The sequence below is a fragment of the Leptobacterium flavescens genome (genome assembly GCF_010671605.1).
Taxonomy (GTDB): domain Bacteria; phylum Bacteroidota; class Bacteroidia; order Flavobacteriales; family Flavobacteriaceae; genus Leptobacterium; species Leptobacterium flavescens.
In genome coordinates this window covers 1,611,682-1,630,928 of record NZ_JAABOO010000001.1, presented here as the reverse complement: position 1 = coordinate 1,630,928, position 19,247 = coordinate 1,611,682, and the positions used below count along the sequence as shown (strand labels likewise).

The following is a 19,247-nucleotide window of genomic DNA, read 5'->3' as shown; positions in this document are numbered from 1 at the left end:
ATTAAATGCGTTTTTCATCTGAGGAAATAATATTATCTTTACCTCTTTAGAAATTAATTACGAACCTATAGTCAACCGGCTGAGTTTCACTTAACTGGTTGCTCAAGATATATAAATATGGGGTGCAGCAGTTGTTCAACTGGGAAAGATGGACAGCCACGGGGGTGTAAGAACAATGGAACTTGCGGGACCGATGGTTGCAATAAATTGACTGTTTTTGATTGGCTTTCCAATATGTCCCTCCCTTCAGGTCAGAAACCTTTCGACTGTGTGGAGGTCAGATTTAAAAATAGCAGAAAACTTTTCTTCAGAAATACGGATAAACATCAGTTATCGATCGGGGATATTGTAGCTACAGAAGCTTCTCCGGGTCATGATGTGGGGATCGTTACCCTTACCGGAGAACTGGTAAAGATCCAGATGAAGAAAAAGAAAGTAGAATGGAATGATGATGCCGTTCCGAAGATCTACAGAAAAGCTTCTCAGCGCGATATAGATGTATGGCAAAAGTCGAGAGACCGGGAAGAAGATGTAAAGAAAAGATCGAGAGAACTGGCCATTGCATTGGGACTTCAGATGAAGATCTCCGATGTGGAGTTTCAGGGAGACGGATCCAAGGCTACTTTCTATTATACGGCCGATGACCGGGTAGACTTCAGACAGCTGATCAAGGAAATGGCCAAGGCCTTCAGTATTCGAATTGAAATGAGGCAGATAGGTTTCAGGCAGGAAGCTGCACGTCTGGGAGGAGTTGGTTCCTGCGGGCGTGAATTGTGTTGTTCTACCTGGCTAACCGATTTCAGATCTGTAAATACGGCAGCAGCACGTTATCAGCAATTATCCCTCAACCCTCAGAAGCTTGCAGGACAGTGCGGGAAACTGAAATGTTGCCTGAATTACGAACTGGATGCTTACCTGGATGCGCTTCAGGAATTTCCGAAAAGTGATGTTCGCCTGCAAACCGAAAAAGGAAAAGCAAGCTGCCAAAAAATAGATATTTTTAAAGGTCTTCTCTGGTATGCCTATGAAGAAAACAGCATTAACTGGCATAAGCTGAAGGTAGAGCAGGTAAACGAGATCGTCTCTTATAACGAGAAGGGAAAAAAGGTCCCGAGTCTGGAAGAATACGCTCTTGAGATCATCGATGATAATAAAAAAGAATTTGAAAACGTTGTAGGTCAGGACAGCCTGACTCGTTTTGATACTCCCAAGAAAAGGAACAGGGGACGAAACAGGAACAAGAACAAAAAGCGAAGAAATCCAAAAAAGAATTCACGATAATGCTAAAAAAATGCCTTTTAATTACCTGTATCATCCTCCTCGCATCCTGCGATTCTAAAAGCGTTTTTTCCGAATATCAGTCTGTTTCAAACGGTTGGGATAAGGACCAGGAACTAAACTTTTCCTTTCCTGCTCCGGATACGATCAATAACTACAATATTTTTATCAACCTCAGGAATAACGAGGACTATAAATTCAGCAACCTCTTCCTGATCGTTAAGATGAATTTCCCGGACGGGAATATTGTTTCCGATACCCTGGAATACGAAATGGCCAAACCAAACGGCGAATGGCTTGGAAAAGGCTTCACTTCGTTAAAAGAAAGCAAATTATGGTATAAAGAAAACATAATTTTCCCCAATTCAGGAACTTATAACGTCCAGATAGCTCACGCAATGCGTATAAATGGTACAGTGGAAGGCTTGAATTCCCTTGAAGGGGTCAAAGATGTCGGAATTAAAATAGAGACTACACCTAAACAATAATTAAGTTATGGCCAAATCAGCAAAAAATAAGAAAGAAGTAAAAGAACAACCGGGTTTCAGAAGATACATCATTTGGTTCTGGCGTTCTTTTGCCGCCGGAGTCGGAATCTTAATTCTTCTTTTTTTACTGGCCTCATGGGGAGTTTTTGGCCCTATGCCTACTTTTGAAGAACTTGAAAACCCCAAGACCAATCTGGCTTCCGAGCTTATTTCATCTGATGGGAAGACTCTCGGAAAATACTACCTTAGTGAGAACAGAACACCGGTAGCTTTTTCGGATCTGCCGCAACACCTTGTAGATGCTTTGGTAGCTACCGAAGATGAGCGATACTACAGCCATTCGGGAATTGATGCCAGGGGAACGATAAGAGCTTTTGCCTTCCTCGGAAGAAGAGGAGGAGCCAGTACCATTACCCAGCAGCTTGCAAAATTATTGTTTCACGGAACCAGCACCAAAGGCTGGAGAAGATACACTCAGAAAATAAAGGAATGGGTCATTGCCATCCGCCTGGAAAGACAGTATACCAAGAACGAGATCATTGCCATGTATCTCAACAAACAGGACTTTATCTTTAATGCCGTAGGGATCAGATCGGCTTCCAGGATATATTTCGGAAAAGAACCCAAAGACCTGAAAATAGAAGAAGCGGCCGTATTGGTTGCCATGCTTAAAAACCCGAGACAGTACAATCCGCACAGAGAGATCTCCAAAAAGAAATCGCTTATGCGAAGGAATCAGGTCTTTAAGCAAATGGAAAAGAATGACTATATCTCCAAAGAGGAAAAAGATTCCCTTCAGCAACTTCCTTTAAAGATCAATTTCTCACCCGAAACCCATGATGAAGGTCTTGCTACCTATTTCAGGGAATATGTGAGGAATAGTTTTATGAAGAACTGGATAAGGAACAACCCCAAGGAAGACGGTTCTTTTTACAACCTTTCCCTGGACGGATTAAAGATCTATACCACCATCGATTCGAGAATGCAGCAGTATGCCGAAGAAGCGGTGATAGAGCATATGAAACAGCTTCAGGCCGAGTTTTTTGTTCAGAATACGGCTAAAAGAAACCCTACAGCACCTTTTGTGGGGGTGACCAATGAGGAGATCCAGAATATCTATAACCGCGCCATGAGGCAGTCGGAGAGATGGAGGGTAATGAAAGAGCAGGGGAAGACCGAAAAAGAGATCAGGGCTTCTTTTACCAAGAAGACCGATATGACGATATTTAGCTGGAAAGGTACGATAGATACCATAATGACACCTCTCGATTCCATTAAGTACTACAAGCACTTCCTGAGAACAGGAATGATGTCTATGGAACCCAGAACCGGACATGTTAAGGCGTGGGTAGGAGGTACCGATTATAAACACTTTAAATACGATCAGGTAATTCAGGGAGCCCGTCAGGCCGGATCTACTTTTAAGCCGTTTGTATATGCAACGGCCATAGATCAGTTGCATTTGTCGCCTTGTGATTCCCTGCCCGATGTTTATCACTGTATTGAAGCTAATAAATACGGAAATGTGGAAGCCTGGTGTCCTAAGAACTCCAACGGCGAGTATAGCGGGGAAATGAAAACCCTTAAAAATGGTCTGGCAGAATCTACCAATACCATCACTGCCCGATTAATGGATGAGGTAGGGCCGGCGCCGGTTGTTAACCTTGCCAGGAAACTGGGGATCACTTCCGATATCCTGGAAGTTCCTTCCATTGCTTTGGGGACACCGGACATTACCGTTTATGAAATGGTGGGGGCCTATGGTACTTTTGCCAATCAGGGAGTATATGTAAAACCTGTAATGATCACCCGTATTGAGGATAAGAACGGGACCGTCCTTTTCGAATACGTTCCGGAAACCAGGGATGTGATGAGCAGGGAAGTAGCATATACAACTGTAAACCTGATGCAGGGTGTTGCCGATGCAGGATCGGGAAGAAGACTGAGGCATGACTTTGCACAGAACGAGACCGTTTATAAAGAGATCATCACCGGATATCCCTATAAATTTGATAACCCTATAGCCGGAAAAACGGGAACTACCCAGAACCAGAGTGACGGTTGGTTTATGGGAATGGTACCTAACCTGGTAACCGGGGTCTGGGTTGGCGGAGAAGACAGAGCCACTCACTTTAAATCGATCACCTACGGTCAGGGGGCGAGTATGTCACTCCCTATCTGGGCATTGTATATGCAGAAGTGTTATGCCGATGCTGAACTAGGAGTTTCCAAAGAAGATTTTGAAAAACCGGAAGAGTTGACGATCAATGTAGATTGTACTAAAAAACCGGAAAAAGATAAACTCAATATAGACAAGGATCTGGACGATCTGGACTTCTAAAAAAATACTGCGGCGCTTCGGGCGCCGTTTTTTATTTTATCTCTTTTTTAGCTGTTTAAATTTTATTAAATAAAACAGACTTTCCTGCAGAATTTCGTAATTTTCACTCAAAATATTTTTAGATGATCAACAAGAAGGTGCATTCGGTGCAGGAGGCCCTTTCCGGGGTAAAAGACAATATGACTTTTATGCTTGGAGGCTTCGGGTTATGCGGAATACCGGAAAACAGTATAGCAGAATTAGTACGACTGGGAGTTAAAAATGTAACCTGTATTTCCAATAATGCAGGAGTAGATGATTTCGGGCTTGGATTATTACTACAGAATCATCAGATCAAAAAAATGATATCCTCTTATGTAGGCGAGAACGATGAGTTTGAACGGCAGATGCTGAGCGGAGAACTCGATGTAGAGCTTGTTCCTCAGGGAACCCTGGCAGAGCGTTGCAGAGCGGCTCAGGGAGGTTTTCCGGCCTTTTATACGCCGGCAGGATACGGAACGGAAGTAGCCGAAGGAAAAGAGACCAGGGAGTTTAACGGAAAGATGTATGTGCTGGAAGAGGCCTTTAAAGCAGATTTTGCCTTTGTGAAAGCCTGGAAAGGAGATGAAGCCGGAAACCTTATTTTTAAGGGAACTGCCCGGAACTTTAATCCCTGTATGTGCGGAGCCGCAAAAATAACAGTGGCCGAAGTGGAAGAACTGGTACCTGCAGGCGAACTCAATCCTGATCATGTTCATATTCCCGGGATCTTTGTCCAGAGGATTTTCCAGGGAAAAAAGTTTGAAAAGAGGATAGAACAACGAACGGTAAGACAACGCACTTAATTTTCCGATTTGGAGATGAGAGGGGGTAGGAAAAATGTTATTACGAAACTGATCTATTCTCTATCCAAACCCTTCACAGGACCTGAAAGAAGAGTTGAAATCGATCATTAAAGTTATTTCGAAGATCATTGCTACTTCAAAAAAAGCATAATTTTCAAATTAACGCATTGAAAAATCATCAAATTAACACATTAAAGAACTATTACAAGTATGCTTGATAAAACAGGAATTGCAAAACGAATTGCAAAGGAGCTGAAGGACGGATATTTTGTAAATCTCGGAATAGGGATCCCTACTTTAGTGGCTAACTATATCCCCGAAGGAATAGAAGTAGAATTTCAGAGCGAGAACGGTGTTCTGGGGATGGGACCTTTTCCGTATGAAGGGGAAGAAGATGCCGATATTATCAATGCCGGGAAACAAACGATCACTACCCTGCCTGGAGCTTCCTTTTTTGATTCTGCACTTAGTTTTGGGATGATCAGAGGGAAACATGTAGACCTTACCATTCTCGGTGCTATGGAAGTGGCGGAGAACGGAGATATTGCCAATTGGAAGATCCCCGGAAAAATGGTTAAGGGAATGGGAGGAGCAATGGACCTGGTGGCTTCTGCAGAGAATATTATTGTGGCCATGATGCATACCAATAAAGCAGGGCAGTCAAAATTACTTAAGCAATGCTCACTCCCGCTTACAGGAGTGAATTGCGTAAAGAAGGTGGTAACCAATCTTGCTGTGATGGAAGTAACCGAAAACGGCTTTAAACTCCTTGAAAGGGCACCCGGTGTATCGGTGGAAGAAATAGAAAATGCTACCGAAGGAGCACTAATTATTGAAGGAGATATCCCGGAGATGAGTATTTAAAGGCATTTCGGGAGATTTTAGATATAGAAAAGCGATGAGAGATCATCGCTTTTTTTTGGGTTATCAACGAAAAATTGTGAATAAAACGTGCATTTCATCGATTTTTTTAGACTTTTTATCGATGATTTGATTTTTATTTTTTATGTTTGACCAAGTTTTTGTCCCAAAACTTGCTATTATGAGAACAAAATTATACCCAAAACCCACGAGGTTGAACATCAAAGTAAACCGTGTAGAAGATCAGATAGATTCTTTTACCGATGGTATCAATTCAACGCTATTATTCATGAAGAACTTACTGGTAATTACCAGAAAAGTATTTATGTTATGACATTTACCGAATAACGTGAGTTTGAACCTTTTTTTGCCCCGAATTAAGCGTCAAGCTTGCTTAGTTGAGAAGCCCCTAAATAACTAAACCTTCAACTAGGTAGTCAACCGTGACTTAAATTGTTTATGTAATTATGTTTGTTTAGTCTTTATTTCTCTTCGAACTCACGTTATTTTTTCATCCCCTTAGGTATCGCATCAATCAATTTCTTTGTATAAGCTCTGGAAGGCTGGTCGTAGATATGATCTGCATCTCCGAGTTCTTCTATTTTCCCCTCATTCATAACCAGCAACTGATCGGACATAAACTTCACTACCGAAAGATCATGGGAAATAAAAATATAGGTAAAACCGAAGTTTTCCTTTAGTTCATTTAAGAGATTTAAAACCTGGGCCTGAACCGATATGTCCAGGGCAGAGACAGATTCGTCGCAGATAATGAGTTTAGGCTGAAGACCGATAGTCCGCGCTATTCCTATTCGCTGTCGCTGACCTCCACTGAATTCATGCGGATAACGGTTATAGTGATCTGCCTGCAAACCTACTGCCTCCAGGATCTCAATGGTCTTTTCCTTCCGGCTGCGGTCATTTTCGTATAGACCGTGCACCTTCATAGGTTCGGAAATAGCTTTTCCGATGGGTATCCTCGGGTTCAGGGAGGAATAGGGATCCTGAAAAATAACCTGTATTTCTTTTCTCAGTTTCCGGATCTCTTCTTTTTTTAAACCGCTGATATCCCTTCCTCTGTACAGGATGCTCCCTGCTGTTGCCTTGTCGAGTTGCAGGATAGCATTCCCCAGCGTAGATTTTCCGCATCCGCTTTCCCCTACCAGTCCGAGAGTTTCTCCTTCATATAGTTTAAAACTGATGCCGTTTACGGCCTTAAAGCTCGTTTTTTTGGAAAATAAACCGGCTTTGGTGATATATTCTTTTTCTACATCGATGACTTCCAGCAAGGGAGGCTGATCGTATAATTCTTTATGATGCTTTTTCCGGTCTTCGGCAGAAATGATCTCCTCCGAAAAATGCCCGTCCATAAAATCCTGGATAACCGGAAGCTTTTTAAGCCGTTTATCCAATGGAGGTTTTGAGCTTAATAATGCCTGCGTATAATTGTGCTGAGGTTCCTTAAATACCTTCTCAGCTTCTCCCTGTTCAACTATAGAGCCTTTGTACATGACCAGAACGCGATCGGCAATTTCGGAGACCAGGTTCAGGTCGTGTGAGATAAAAATAATGCTCATCCCGGTTTCCTGCTGAAGTGATTTTAGCAATGCAATGATCTCTTTCTGAACCGTCACATCCAGGGCGGTGGTGGGCTCATCTGCAATAAGTATTTTCGGTTTACACGCAATAGCCATTGCAATCATAACCCTTTGCTTCTGCCCTCCGCTGATCTGATGCGGATAACTTTCGAAGATCCGTTCAGGTTCCGGTAATTTTACCTTATCGAAAAGAGCAATTGTTTCTTCCTTTGCCTGTTTCCGGCTGAGGGAAGTGTGTTGTAGTAGGATCTCCATCACCTGGAAACCACAACTAAGAGAGGGGTTGAGTGAACTCATGGGTTCCTGAAAGATCATACTTATCTCGGAGCCTCTTATCAGTTTGAAATCCTTTTCCGGAAGTCCGGTCAGATCCCGGTCTTCAAAGAGGACCTCTCCTTTACTGATCCTGGAAATACCTTTGGGAAGTAAACCTAAAAGGGCGAGAGAAGAAACGGACTTTCCGCTACCCGACTCCCCGACAATACCCAGGATCTCATTTTCCTGAAGCGAAAAGGAAATACCCTCGACAACATCCCTGAAGTTACCATCGGTCTTAAATCCGATACTTAGATCTTTTACGGTTAAAAGTGTTTTGGGCATATGATAAATGTATATCTTTTTGTTTGTCGTTCTTTCTATAAATGCCTGATAAAATCCATTCGTTTCCCCAGTACTCTAATAATAAAAATACGCCCCGGTTCTTCCATTATATAGAAAAGAACATGAGCCTTGTATCTATAGTATTTAAGATTATGCGCAAAAACAGAAGCGTCACCGGCTAATTCCGGGCGATCAGGTAACTCTTTAAAGAGTGCTTCCAGTTCATCTAAATATTTGTCGGCCATACCCAGGCCAAACTTTCTTATTCCAAATCTGAAAATACCGGCAATATCACTGGCAGCAGCTCCCGAAAGCTTATAGCTCCCCATTATCTTTCATTGTTTTTTTCACTTCTTTCCGGATATCGGAAATACTTTTATCGCTAATACCGCTGTTAAAGCCTTCTTCAATGGCATTATTGAGATCCATAAGCTTCTTATTTTGAGCCTGATCTCTTCTTACCAGATCCCGGATATATTCACTGTCATTGGTATAATCACCCTTTTGTACCTGTATCCTGATCCAGTTGTCCTGTTGTTCGGTAAAGGTTATTGATTTTCGTACTGTGCTCATTTCAATCAATTTAACATCTGATGCAATATAGTGCTATTTTGCACCAAAAACAAACAGGCATTCAAATGAAAAACCCTGTTTTTGTTTAAATACTACAAATAATTTCTGCAGCTTTTTCCAGGGTCTCATCCGTCTTGGCAAAACAGAAACGCAACACTTTATTATCTGCATTGTTCATATTGAATACAGAAATAGGAATAGCTGCAAGTTTCTTTTCCCTCACCAGGCGGCTCGCAAACTCGGTATCGGCCTCATCGGTAATACGCGAGTAATCGAGTAGCTGAAAATAAGTTCCTTTGGCAGGGGTAAAGCTAAACCTTGAGGTCTTTATCAGATCGAGAAAGTAATCCCTCTTTTGCTGGTAAAAACTGCTTAGCCCCATATAATTTTCGGCTTCTTTCATATAAGCGGCATAAGCTTTTTGCATGGGATGGTCTACACAGAACACATTAAACTGGTGGGTCTTCCTCAATTCGTGCATCAAAGGGGCAGGAGCTAAACAATAGCCGACTTTCCATCCGGTGTTGTGGAAGGTCTTCCCCAGAGAAATAGTTATAAAAGCACGTTCTGCCAGTCCCGGAAAGAGTGCAGCGCTCTGATGCTGCTCCCCGTCAAAAATAATATGTTCGTATACCTCGTCGCTCAGCAGGATAATATCGGTATCCTTCAGGAGAGATTCCAATGTCAGCATATCTTCCCTGGACAAAATAGAACCACTGGGATTGTGCGGACTGTTAATAATGATCATCCTGGTTTTAGGAGATATTTTCTGTTTTACTTCTTCCCAGTCCACTGAAAAGTCAGGCCTTAACTGAATGAGCACCGGTTTTCCTCCGTGCAATTCGGTAACAGGCTCATAACAGTCGTAAGCCGGTTTAAAAATAATAACCTCATCGCCAGGCGATACGAAAGATGAAATGATATTGTATATAGCCTGAGAAGCACCGACAGTTACGGTAACCTCTGTTTCCGGATCGTAAGTGGCGCCGTATAACAACTCCATTTTTTGAACTATAACTTCCCTTAACTCCGGTATTCCGGGCATAGGCGCATATTGGTTATGTCCGGCTGCCATAGCCTCAGAAACCAGGGCTTTTAAGGCCGGTTCGGACGGGAAATTAGGGAACCCCTGAGATAAGTTCAGGGCCTGGTGCTCTGCAGCCAGTCTACTCATGATGGTGAATATATTGGTCTGGATATTGGGAAGCTTGGATTGAAAGCTGATGGAATGAACTGACATGCTTAATATTACATTTTTAAACGATTGTATGATAAAAGTATATTATTTTTTAGTTTCCTAAAATGATACGTACATTTAAGACTGTTAAAATTGCACTAATTCATCTTTTTAAAATGAATAAACACATGTACCTTTCGAAAAAAGCAAAAAAACATACGACTTTTTTGCTTCTGACTTTTGCTTTTTCTTTAATCATTAATGCTCAGAACAACAATTATTTTCCGGAACGGAATGCTAACTGGCAGGAACGTACTCCGGCATCTTTTTCCATAAATACCGCTAAGATCAATGAGGCCGTTTCCTTTGCGGAGCAGAACGAATATTCCGGGTCGAGAGATCTGAGAATAGCCATTCTGAGAAGCTTTGCACGTGAGCCTTTTCACAAGATTTCAGGCCCCACCGAAAAAAGGGGAGGTCCTGCCGGGATGATCCTGAAAAACGGTTATGTCATTGCCAAATGGGGCGACCTCAAAAAAGTGGACATGACCTTTAGTGTAACCAAAAGTTACCTGTCTACCGTAGCCGGTCTGGCCGTTGATGAGAAGCTGATCGCTTCGGTAAACGATCCGGTCAGGAATTATGTATGGGACGGAAGCTTTAACGGTGCCCATAACTCCAAAATAAACTGGGATCACCTGCTTACGCAGTCGTCAGACTGGTCCGGAACCCTTTGGGGCGGACATGACTGGGCAGACCGTCCTCCGAGAAACGGCGACCTGGACGACTGGAAGAACAGGACCTATAATGAACCCGGAACGGTTTTCGAATATAACGACGTTCGTGTTAACCTCCTTGCCTATTCCTTATTACAAGTTTTGAGAAAGCCATTACCTATGGTTTTAAAGGAAAAGATCATGGACCCTATCGGTGCTTCCACTACCTGGAGATGGTATGGTTATGACAATGCCTGGGTAAATGTAGACGGAATAAAAATGCAATCGGTTACCGGTGGAGGGCATTCAGGCGGAGGACTCTTTATCAACACTGAAGATCATGCCCGTTTCGGACTCTTATTCCTGAATGACGGAAAATGGAATGGAAAACAGTTGCTGAGTAAATCCTGGATTGAAAAGGCGATCACTCCATCACAGGCAAATGTAAACTACGGATACATGTGGTGGCTCAATAAAAAAGGACCCAGACATTGGGAAGGCGTTTCAGAAGACATATACTATGCAGCCGGTTTCGGAGGGAACTTTATTGTAGTTGATAAAGAACACGACCTGGTGATCGTAACCCGCTGGCTAGAACCTTCTAAAATAGGAGAGTTTGTAAAGAAGGTGATGGATGCTCTATAATATCCTGTTACAATGAATAAAGACAGCAGAAAGGCATACTGGAAGGAGAACCTTAAATACCTGGCTATACTTTTGAGTATCTGGTTTCTGGTATCTTACGGCTTCGGGATCCTGTTGGTAGATGAGCTGAACAGCATCCGGCTGGGAGGTTTTAAACTGGGATTCTGGTTTGCACAACAGGGATCTATCTATGTTTTTGTCATTCTTATTTTCGTATATGTCCGCTTAATGAACAAGCTTGATAAAAAATATAACCTGGACGAATAGATATGGATATTCAAAGCTGGACCTACCTCATTGTTGTTATTACTTTCCTGCTCTATATCGGGATCGCTATCTGGTCGAAGGCGGCATCTACCAAAGATTTTTATGTAGCAGGCGGAGGAGTTTCTCCCCTGGCAAACGGAATGGCAACTGCTGCCGACTGGATGTCTGCAGCTTCCTTTATTTCCATGGCAGGGATCATTTCCTTTGCCGGTTATGACGGCTCGGTATATCTTATGGGATGGACCGGAGGTTATGTGCTGCTGGCTCTCTTGCTGGCACCCTATCTGAGGAAGTTCGGTAAGTTTACGGTCCCCGATTTTATTGGAGATCGCTATTATTCCAATATCGCAAGGGGAGTGGCGGTCATTTGTGCCTTATTCGTCTCTTTTACCTATGTGGCCGGACAGATGCGGGGAGTAGGAGTGGTTTTTTCCCGCTTCCTGGAAGTCGATGTTAATACCGGTGTGATCATAGGAATGATTATCGTATTGTTCTATGCGGTACTCGGAGGAATGAAAGGTATTACCTATACCCAGGTGGCCCAGTACTGTGTACTTATTTTTGCTTTTATGGTTCCCGCTATTTTTATATCTATTCAGATGGCTGGAAACCCCGTTCCTCAATTAGGTTTTGGAGGAAGCGGTACCGACGGGACCTATCTGCTGGATAAACTTGACGGCTTGCACCGGGAGCTTGGTTTTCACGAATATACTTCCGGAAGCAAATCTACTATAGACGTATTTTTTATAACAGCGGCCCTGATGCTCGGAACTGCCGGCTTACCTCATGTGATCGTTCGCTTTTTTACGGTTCCCAGGGTAAAGGATGCGCGAAAATCGGCATTATACGCACTCATCTTTATTGCTGTACTTTATACCACGGCTCCGGCTATTGCGGTTTTTGCCAGGACCAATTTAATCGAGACCGTAAGCGATAAGGAATATAAAGACATGCCCGAATGGTTTACCAAATGGGAAACAACAGGCCTGCTTACTTATGACGATAAGAACGGAGACGGGAAAATACAATATGTTGCGGATGCTTCCGCCAACGAACTCACGATAGACCGGGATATTATGGTATTGGCCAATCCCGAAATTGCAAGATTGCCGAACTGGGTTATTGCCCTGGTGGCTGCCGGAGGCCTGGCAGCGGCACTCTCTACGGCTGCCGGATTGTTACTGGTGATCTCCTCCTCTATCTCTCACGATTTCCTGAAAAAGATGGTCTTACCTGGCATATCCGAAAAAGGAGAACTATGGGCAGCAAGAGGAGCTGCTGTTATTGCGGTTTGTATTGCCGGTTATTTCGGGATCAACCCACCGGGATTCGTCGCCTCTGTAGTGGCCCTGGCATTCGGCCTTGCTGCGGCTTCCTTTTTCCCCGCCATTGTAATGGGGATCTTTTCAAAAAGAATGAACAAAGAAGGCGCTATTGCCGGAATGGTATTCGGCCTGGGGATCACGCTTTACTATATTGCACGGTTTAAACTGCACTGGATAGGAAGTGAAGAGAACAGCGGTCCGGATAACTGGTGGTTCGGGATCTCTCCCGAAGGTTTCGGGACTATCGGAATGCTACTGAATTTTGGGATCTCCATTCTTATATCTGCTTTTACTCCCAAACCTCCTGCCGAGGTAGTTGCTATTGTAGAGGATATCCGTATTCCTAAAGGCGCCGGAGATGCCGTAGAGCATTGATTTAGCGGTTAGTTGTTGGTTGCTGGTTTTTAGTTGTTGGTGGTTAGCTTTTAGCAATTAGCGGTTAGTAATGTCCCCTTGAGGATTTTGTTCTCCCTTTGAGGGGAGAAAACAAGAGGGGTGTAGAGAACCACCTCGTCTTCCGTTACAGATTCCTGAAACGGAATCCACTCCTCCTTCAAAAGGAGGAGAATTTTATTAATGCCACACTTAAAGACGAAAGGGTTGATTTAAAACTCAATATTCTAATAATCGTCAATCCAAGATCGTAATTCGTAAACCTCTCTGTACTCAATACTAAGTACTCACTACTTTTTGGTGGTTGTTAGTTGTTAGCGTAGTTGATTAATGATTATTCTCCTGTCATCCTGAGCGCCCGCGTGCCGCTGAAGCTATAGCGGAGGCGCAAGTCGAAGGAATGGTGACTTGAAAAAAATTTAGCATTCAACATTTAAAACTCAACATTCCAATAATCGTCAATCCAAAATCGTAATTCGTAAACCTCTCTGTACTCAATACTAAGTACTCATCCCGATAGCTATCGGGACTAACTAATGATCCACTACGGAGGCACGGCCTTCACCGCGTTTATCCATTCCGGCTTCGTAACCGATAATTTCGCCTTTTTCGTTTCTGATGAGTTTTATACCGTTGGCGTTACCGATGGTTCGTTTAGCCACATTATGCCCTTTTTCCCGAAGGGAATTGATCAGGTCGTCATTCAGATCGGGATCGGCAACGATCCTGTCCGGTTCCACAAAAGCAATTTTAGGGGCGTCTATAGCTTGTTGCATCGACATATCGAAATCGATGAGGTTAAAGATGATCTGAGGAACATTTTGTGTGATCGTATGTCCGCCGGGTGTACCCAATGCAGCCCATAACTTACCGTCTTTCATAATGATAATGGGACAGTCTCCCGATAGTTTATGCCTTCCGGGAAATGCATCCATTGGATTCCCTTTAGGTTCAAAGGTGGAATAGGCCATAGAGTTGTTTAGCCATACTCCTGTACCTTCTACCATGATCCTGCTCCCGAATAAATTCCCCAGGGTTTGGGTGGCACTCACCGTATTTCCCCATTTATCCACTACCACAAAATGTGTGGTATTACGACTGTCTCCCGAAAAGGGCGGAACAAATTCTGTGGCCTTTTCCCGGTTTATAGCCGCAGCGGCCGCTTTTAGTGCCGGTTCGGATAAAAGACTGTCTATCGGAGCGATCTTTACCTCCGGATCGAAGGAATAGGCGAGACGTGCCTTATAGGACTCTTTGGTCATCTCGGCAAACAAGTGGAGATACTCCGGAGAATTGTGTTCAAGCTTCTCATCAGAGAACTGTGCCATGATCCCGAGATTGAGAAATGCGGGAAAGGAATTTGCCGGTAGGGAAGCGGTATAGACCTCATATCCTTTGTAATCGAACTTTAGAGGTTTCCACCACTCAGCCTTATTGTTTTGCAGGTCTTCCAGCGAGAGAAAACTTCCTGCCTCCTCCATTTTTTTATCAATAGCTTCGGCCAGTGTTCCCTTGTAAAAAGGTTCCACTCCTTCTGATGCGACCGTTTTAAAGGTCTTTGCCAGATCGGCTTGTACAAGCTTATCACCCTGTTGTAAAGGTTCTCCGTCTTTTCCGTAAAAAGAGCGGGTATAAGGCGAGAAATCCTCAAAAGCTATATTGATCCACCGTGCGGTTGCCGGACTGATGCTAAAGCCGTTCTCTGCGTGTGTAATGGCAGACCCGAAGAGTTCTTTCCAATCCAGTTTCCCATAGGTTGCATGCATATCTGCCCAGGCATTTAGGTTTCCCGGAGTAGATATCGATTTGGGCCCCACGCGGTTCTTCATAAAATCGGGTGTGGGTTCCCGCATCAGATCGGTATTGGTTTTAACCGGAAAGCGTCCGCTGGAATTTAAAAAACGCACCTGATCTGAAGATGCATCATAGATCATGATCGTACCATAACCTCCTATCCCCGACATCATGGGCTCGACTACATTAAGCGTGGCAGCCACTGCAATTGCGGCGTCGAAGGCGTTCCCGCCTTTTTCAAGGACTTCCATCCCCGCTTTGGTAGCCAGCGGATGGGCAGATGCCACACTTCCCTTGATCTCTGCCTGAGGCTGCGAATCGGCGCAGGAACATGCTATTAAGAAGAGGAACAGCCATTTAATTTTCAGACCAATACGCATATCTGTATGTTTTAAAGGTGATTATAATCCTTTTTTATCGATCTCCGTAAAGACCGAAAGGATAATTTTTACCGTGTTTTTATAGAAATCGGGGGTTATATTTTCAAAATCATCGGAAGGGTGATGATAACCCGGATGATCTTCATCGCCGAAATAAAGGAAAGGGATCTTCTGTGCATGGAAAGGCCCGTGATCTGAAGCATAGGTCCAGTCCTGCTTGCCGTCGGTCCCGTCATGTCCTATGAGTATTTTAGTGGAAGTGGGATTTTTAAAACCTTCGATAATCTTTTTTAAACTCTCATTATAGCGGGTACCCACCACATAGATCTCATTTTTAGGACTCCTGCTGATCATATCCATATTAATATTAGCTACAATGGTGGTGTTTTTCATTTTCTCTACAAAATACTTTGCACCTCTTAGACCCAGTTCCTCAGCATCAAAAGCGGCAATAACCACCGTGTGCTTCGGAGGGTTTTTAGTCAGGTATTCCGCAAAGCTGAAAAGAGCGGCTACTCCGGAGGCATCGTCGTCGGCCCCGTTATAGATCTTCCCTTTCTGAATTCCCAGGTGATCGTAATGCGCACTTACCACAATATATTTATCGGGATGTTCGGTTCCCTTAAACTGTGCCAGTACATTTACGGCATTGTATTCCTTATCGCCTACCTTAAAGCTGAAACGATGATCGTATTTGCTTCCGAAAGATTTTACATTGAGCTTTTTAAATTCGCTTATAAGGTATGCTCTGGCTTTGGCATTTCCTTCTTCGCCTGTTCTTCTTCCCTCAAAAGCATCCGAAGAAAGGGTTTTCAAGCGCTCCAGTAAACGTTCTTCATCAAAAGAAACCTGGGCTCCAACATAAAGGGGTAATGAAATCAGAAGGGTTGCAAAAAGAGCAAAGACATTATTTTTCATAGTGCTTCAAGATCTTGATTTATAAATGACTAAGATAAAAAGATTATATGATACTCAGGAAAGTTCCAGGAGTTTGAATAAAGCGGCCCGGTAAGTACGTCCTATGGGGATCTTATTCTCCTCGATATAGATCATATTTCCCGATATTTTATCAATATACCTGCTGTTAACGATATAGGATTTATGAATCCTGATAAAAGGGTATGAAGGCAGCTCGGCTTCCAGCTTTTTAAGCGATTCTATATAGGTGTAACGGGTTTTGGTGGTAACCAGACTGCAGTAGTTGCGTTCAGACATCACATATTTAATGTCGTTAAAGTAAATCCGGTGATGGGTCTTATCGATACTCAGAAAAAAGGAAGCGGCTTCCGGATCTTCGGGAACTGTTGCGCTCTGCTGTTTCAGATCGTTTACTTTATTGATGGCTTTTAAAAAGCGATTAAGCGAAAAGGGTTTTACCAGGTAATCGATAATAGTGTCCAGCTCAAAACTCTCTGCGGCATAGTTCGGATAAGCCGTGGTCATGATCACCAAAGGTGGTTTGCTGAGGCTTTTTAAAAAATCCATTCCCGTAATATCGGGGAGGTTGATGTCTAAAAAAATAAGATCGACATCATTGGAGTTCAAAAAGGAATTGGCCTTTAATGCAGAATTAAAGACACCTGCAATATGAAGGTCATCTATCCTGGAACAATAGTTCCTGATGATACGCTGGGCGGGGATTTCGTCTTCTACAATTATACAATTCATACGAGGTCGATGCTTAGGCTGGTACGGAACAGGTCTTCCGACTTGCTGATCTCAAAACGGTGCTTGTCCTTATACAATAAAGATAAACGTTTTTTAAGGTTCTCCAGCCCTATTTTATTTCTGTCGGTCTCTTCGGGATTTGGATCACAGCTGTTTTCGCAAGTGCAATTCAAAATATTTCCTTCCAAAAAAAGATCTATTTTAATGGTACTGTTCGCACTGCTGTGCTTAAAAGCATTTTCAATGCAACTGATAAGTATTAACGGGGCAATTTTAAATGCATTCGGACCGATCTGTTTATTGTAAACAACTTCCTTTACTCCTTCGGTCCTCAGCTTTTGAAACGCTATATAATTATCGATAAAGTCGATCTCCTTTTCAAGGGCTACGGTCTGTGTATTGCTTTCATACAGCATATGCTTCAGGTTGTCTGAAAGCATTAGTACCAGCTCGGGAACTTTATCGGGTTTTTCAAGTGAAAAGGAGTAGATAGTATTGAGATTGTTAAACAATACATGAGGATCTATCTGCGACTTCAGTAGTTTTAATTCCATCTCCGTGTTCTCCTTTTTAGCCAGTTCTACTTCCTCATGTTTTTCGAGGTACCGGAACAACATCCAGTTAAAGGAAAAGAAAATAAGGGGTACCAGGGTCTGCCATAAATAGTTGGACATACAGGTCATAACGGTACAACCACATTGGGTAAAGTAGTTACAGTATAGCTGGGTGGCATAAAAGGCTATAAGACCGATGATAAGTACATAGGGGATATACAATTTCTTCCGCATAAAAAAGGGAAGGAGAAAACGATTATTGAGATAAACGATGGCTATTAAGATAAACAGGAACTGCAAAAAAGGGTTTTCGGCCCAGTAATAATCGGAAAAGACATAGAGAGAAATGAATACAAACAATAACCAGAAGAGCAGATGTATAAGTATTCTGGATATGGTATGACTCAAAAACTTCATTCCTGTTTTTTATAGCTGAAATGTACTAAGATTGTTACAAGTATTCAAAGGAGATGTACAAAATACCATATAGAAGGTACGAACAACAGGAAGCTCATGAAAAACCGCTATGTACTTCCTTCGGAAGAGCTTGTATGGTTTTGCCTGTTGTTGATACAGTTTTTTGGTAATCCTGCCTGTGAGCATCTAGGTTTGGATACCAAAATATCATCATGAAAAAAATCAGAACAGTTATTCTCCTATTCCAATTCGTGCTTTGTGTGTCCTTACTTCAGGCGCAGGAACTCAACAGTATGGTTACCGATAATTACGGCAGGGAAAAGCTTCTGGGAGAAGTAAACCGCGAAGGCCTGAACTCAAACAGTTTTAAAGCCTGGTTCCAGGCTAATTACAACGGCTATCCGGTAAATGAAGAAGCTGTGGAAGCTAGCAAAGACCTGATCAGGGATTACGAGATCACCGTTTTTTTGGGCACCTGGTGTGGCGACAGCAGACGGGAAGTACCCCGATTTTACAAAATACTGGATGCGATGGGCTTTCCGGAAGAGCAATTAAAGCTTATTTGTGTAGATCATGTTCCGGGAGCCTATAAAAAGAGCCCGGGAGGGGAGGAAAAAGGCCTGAACATCATAAAGGTACCTACTTTTATCTTTTACAAAGACGGAAAGGAAGTCAACCGTATCGTAGAACGCCCTGTGGTAAGCCTGGAAGAGGATATAAGAAAGATCCTTGTTTCGGGAGATTATAAGCATCGGTATTTTAGGGAGTGATTAGTTGTTACTCCTACGTTTCACTTCGGAGTATGTTGATGGTTGATGGTTGTTGGTATTGTCCCCTTGAGGGGACTTTAGGGGTGTGGAGAACCACCTCGTCTTCCGTTCCCACGGAATCCACTCCTCCTTTTCCTTCGACTGCGCTCAGGATGACAGGAGGAGAATTTTAATATTACTACACTTAAAAATTCCTTCCCTTTTAAAGGATTTTGTTCTCCCCTTGAGGGGAGAAAACAAGAGGGGTGTATATGACTTACGATTTTAGATTCGCGATTTCGGATTTACTTATGACGAAAGTTAAAGACGGAAGGGTTGATTTTAAATTAACCATTTTCTCAGGAAAAGAAGTTAAACAGTTCAAGATAAAAGGTTGAGCAACTCAAAGTAAAAGGTTAAACATTTCAAGATGAAAAGTTAAACAGTTTAGTATAAAGAGTTAAACAACTCAGGAAGAAAGCTTAAACCACTTTTTTTGACTTGTTAAACAAGCCTGAAAAATGCCCTGAAAACGGGACTTTTGAATGCACCAAATAAAAAACCCTGACAACAATGCCAGGGTTCTTATTTATATGATA

The 19,247-nt window shown here is 42.8% G+C and carries 18 protein-coding genes; 10 read left to right on the top strand and 8 right to left on the bottom strand.

Going from position 1 to position 19,247, the window contains the following annotated elements; genetic code table 11:
- Positions 1–117 precede the first annotated feature (117 nt).
- From GWK08_RS07060 to GWK08_RS07035, 6 genes are all read left to right on the top strand, one after another.
- Positions 118–1,281, top strand: coding sequence for a PSP1 domain-containing protein (locus GWK08_RS07060; RefSeq protein ID WP_163606188.1), 1,164 nt, complete (start codon positions 118–120; stop codon positions 1,279–1,281).
- A complete protein-coding gene (locus GWK08_RS07055) occupies positions 1,281–1,766 on the top strand; it encodes a gliding motility lipoprotein GldH (RefSeq protein ID WP_163606187.1) in 486 nt (161 codons plus the stop codon). The genes GWK08_RS07060 and GWK08_RS07055 overlap by 1 nt, the downstream gene beginning before the upstream one ends.
- Positions 1,767–1,773: 7 nt before the next feature.
- Positions 1,774–4,107 (top strand): penicillin-binding protein 1A, encoded by a 2,334-nt coding sequence (locus GWK08_RS07050; RefSeq protein WP_163606186.1) that lies wholly within the window; start codon positions 1,774–1,776, stop codon positions 4,105–4,107.
- Positions 4,108–4,229: 122 nt separating this feature from the next.
- The gene (locus GWK08_RS07045) at positions 4,230–4,931 is read left to right on the top strand and encodes a CoA transferase subunit A (protein ID WP_163606185.1); all 702 of its coding nucleotides are present in this window, start codon (positions 4,230–4,232) and stop codon (positions 4,929–4,931) included.
- Between the two features lie 210 nt (positions 4,932–5,141).
- Positions 5,142–5,795 carry a CoA transferase subunit B gene (locus tag GWK08_RS07040; protein ID WP_163606184.1) on the top strand — a complete coding sequence of 218 codons (654 nt, stop codon included), beginning with the start codon at positions 5,142–5,144 and terminating at the stop codon, positions 5,793–5,795.
- 178 nt (positions 5,796–5,973) lie between these two features.
- Complete coding sequence (locus GWK08_RS07035; protein ID WP_163606183.1) at positions 5,974–6,126, top strand: hypothetical protein; 153 nt, start codon at positions 5,974–5,976, stop codon at positions 6,124–6,126.
- 169 nt (positions 6,127–6,295) lie between these two features.
- Here the strand turns inward: GWK08_RS07035 and GWK08_RS07030 are convergent, their stop codons facing one another.
- The 4 genes from GWK08_RS07030 to GWK08_RS07015 all read right to left on the bottom strand — a co-directional run bounded on the left by GWK08_RS07030 (position 6,296) and on the right by GWK08_RS07015 (position 9,803).
- Entirely contained in the window at positions 6,296–7,990 is a 1,695-nt protein-coding gene (locus GWK08_RS07030; RefSeq protein WP_163606182.1) for an ABC transporter ATP-binding protein, read from the bottom strand.
- Between the two features lie 35 nt (positions 7,991–8,025).
- The gene (locus GWK08_RS07025; protein ID WP_163606181.1) at positions 8,026–8,319 is read right to left on the bottom strand and encodes a type II toxin-antitoxin system RelE/ParE family toxin; all 294 of its coding nucleotides are present in this window, start codon (positions 8,317–8,319) and stop codon (positions 8,026–8,028) included.
- Entirely contained in the window at positions 8,306–8,563 is a 258-nt protein-coding gene (locus GWK08_RS07020; RefSeq protein WP_163606180.1) for a type II toxin-antitoxin system ParD family antitoxin, read from the bottom strand. The genes GWK08_RS07025 and GWK08_RS07020 overlap by 14 nt, the downstream gene beginning before the upstream one ends.
- A gap of 85 nt (positions 8,564–8,648) precedes the next feature.
- Positions 8,649–9,803 (bottom strand): methionine aminotransferase, encoded by a 1,155-nt coding sequence (locus tag GWK08_RS07015; protein ID WP_204336004.1) that lies wholly within the window; start codon positions 9,801–9,803, stop codon positions 8,649–8,651.
- 125 nt (positions 9,804–9,928) lie between these two features.
- Here GWK08_RS07015 and GWK08_RS07010 point away from each other — a divergent pair, with 125 nt between their 5' ends.
- From GWK08_RS07010 to GWK08_RS07000, 3 genes are read left to right on the top strand one after another with little or no spacing between them, the layout of a single operon-like run.
- Positions 9,929–11,101: a serine hydrolase domain-containing protein gene (locus tag GWK08_RS07010; RefSeq protein ID WP_163606179.1), complete on the top strand. Its 1,173-nt coding sequence runs from the start codon at positions 9,929–9,931 to the stop codon at positions 11,099–11,101.
- A 12-nt stretch (positions 11,102–11,113) separates the two neighbouring features.
- A complete protein-coding gene (locus GWK08_RS07005) occupies positions 11,114–11,368 on the top strand; it encodes a DUF4212 domain-containing protein (RefSeq protein ID WP_163606178.1) in 255 nt (84 codons plus the stop codon).
- A gap of 2 nt (positions 11,369–11,370) precedes the next feature.
- Complete coding sequence (locus GWK08_RS07000) at positions 11,371–13,068, top strand: sodium:solute symporter family protein (RefSeq protein ID WP_163606177.1); 1,698 nt, start codon at positions 11,371–11,373, stop codon at positions 13,066–13,068.
- Between the two features lie 551 nt (positions 13,069–13,619).
- Here GWK08_RS07000 and ggt read toward each other — a convergent pair.
- Genes ggt through GWK08_RS06980 form a run of 4 tightly spaced genes read right to left on the bottom strand, consistent with a single transcriptional unit; the run spans position 13,620 to position 17,899 of the window.
- Positions 13,620–15,260, bottom strand: a complete 1,641-nt coding sequence (gene ggt, locus GWK08_RS06995) for a gamma-glutamyltransferase (RefSeq protein WP_163606176.1) — start codon at positions 15,258–15,260, stop codon at positions 13,620–13,622.
- A 21-nt stretch (positions 15,261–15,281) separates the two neighbouring features.
- Positions 15,282–16,178, bottom strand: a complete 897-nt coding sequence (locus GWK08_RS06990) for a M20/M25/M40 family metallo-hydrolase (protein ID WP_163606175.1) — start codon at positions 16,176–16,178, stop codon at positions 15,282–15,284.
- A gap of 54 nt (positions 16,179–16,232) precedes the next feature.
- A complete protein-coding gene (locus GWK08_RS06985) occupies positions 16,233–16,928 on the bottom strand; it encodes a LytR/AlgR family response regulator transcription factor (RefSeq protein ID WP_163606174.1) in 696 nt (231 codons plus the stop codon).
- Positions 16,925–17,899: a sensor histidine kinase gene (locus GWK08_RS06980; protein ID WP_163606173.1), complete on the bottom strand. Its 975-nt coding sequence runs from the start codon at positions 17,897–17,899 to the stop codon at positions 16,925–16,927. Before GWK08_RS06980 ends, GWK08_RS06985 begins: the two co-directional genes overlap by 4 nt.
- Before the next feature lie 212 nt (positions 17,900–18,111).
- Here GWK08_RS06980 and GWK08_RS06975 point away from each other — a divergent pair, with 212 nt between their 5' ends.
- Positions 18,112–18,669, top strand: coding sequence for a thioredoxin family protein (locus tag GWK08_RS06975; protein WP_163606172.1), 558 nt, complete (start codon positions 18,112–18,114; stop codon positions 18,667–18,669).
- The last annotated feature ends 578 nt before the right edge of the window (positions 18,670–19,247 follow it).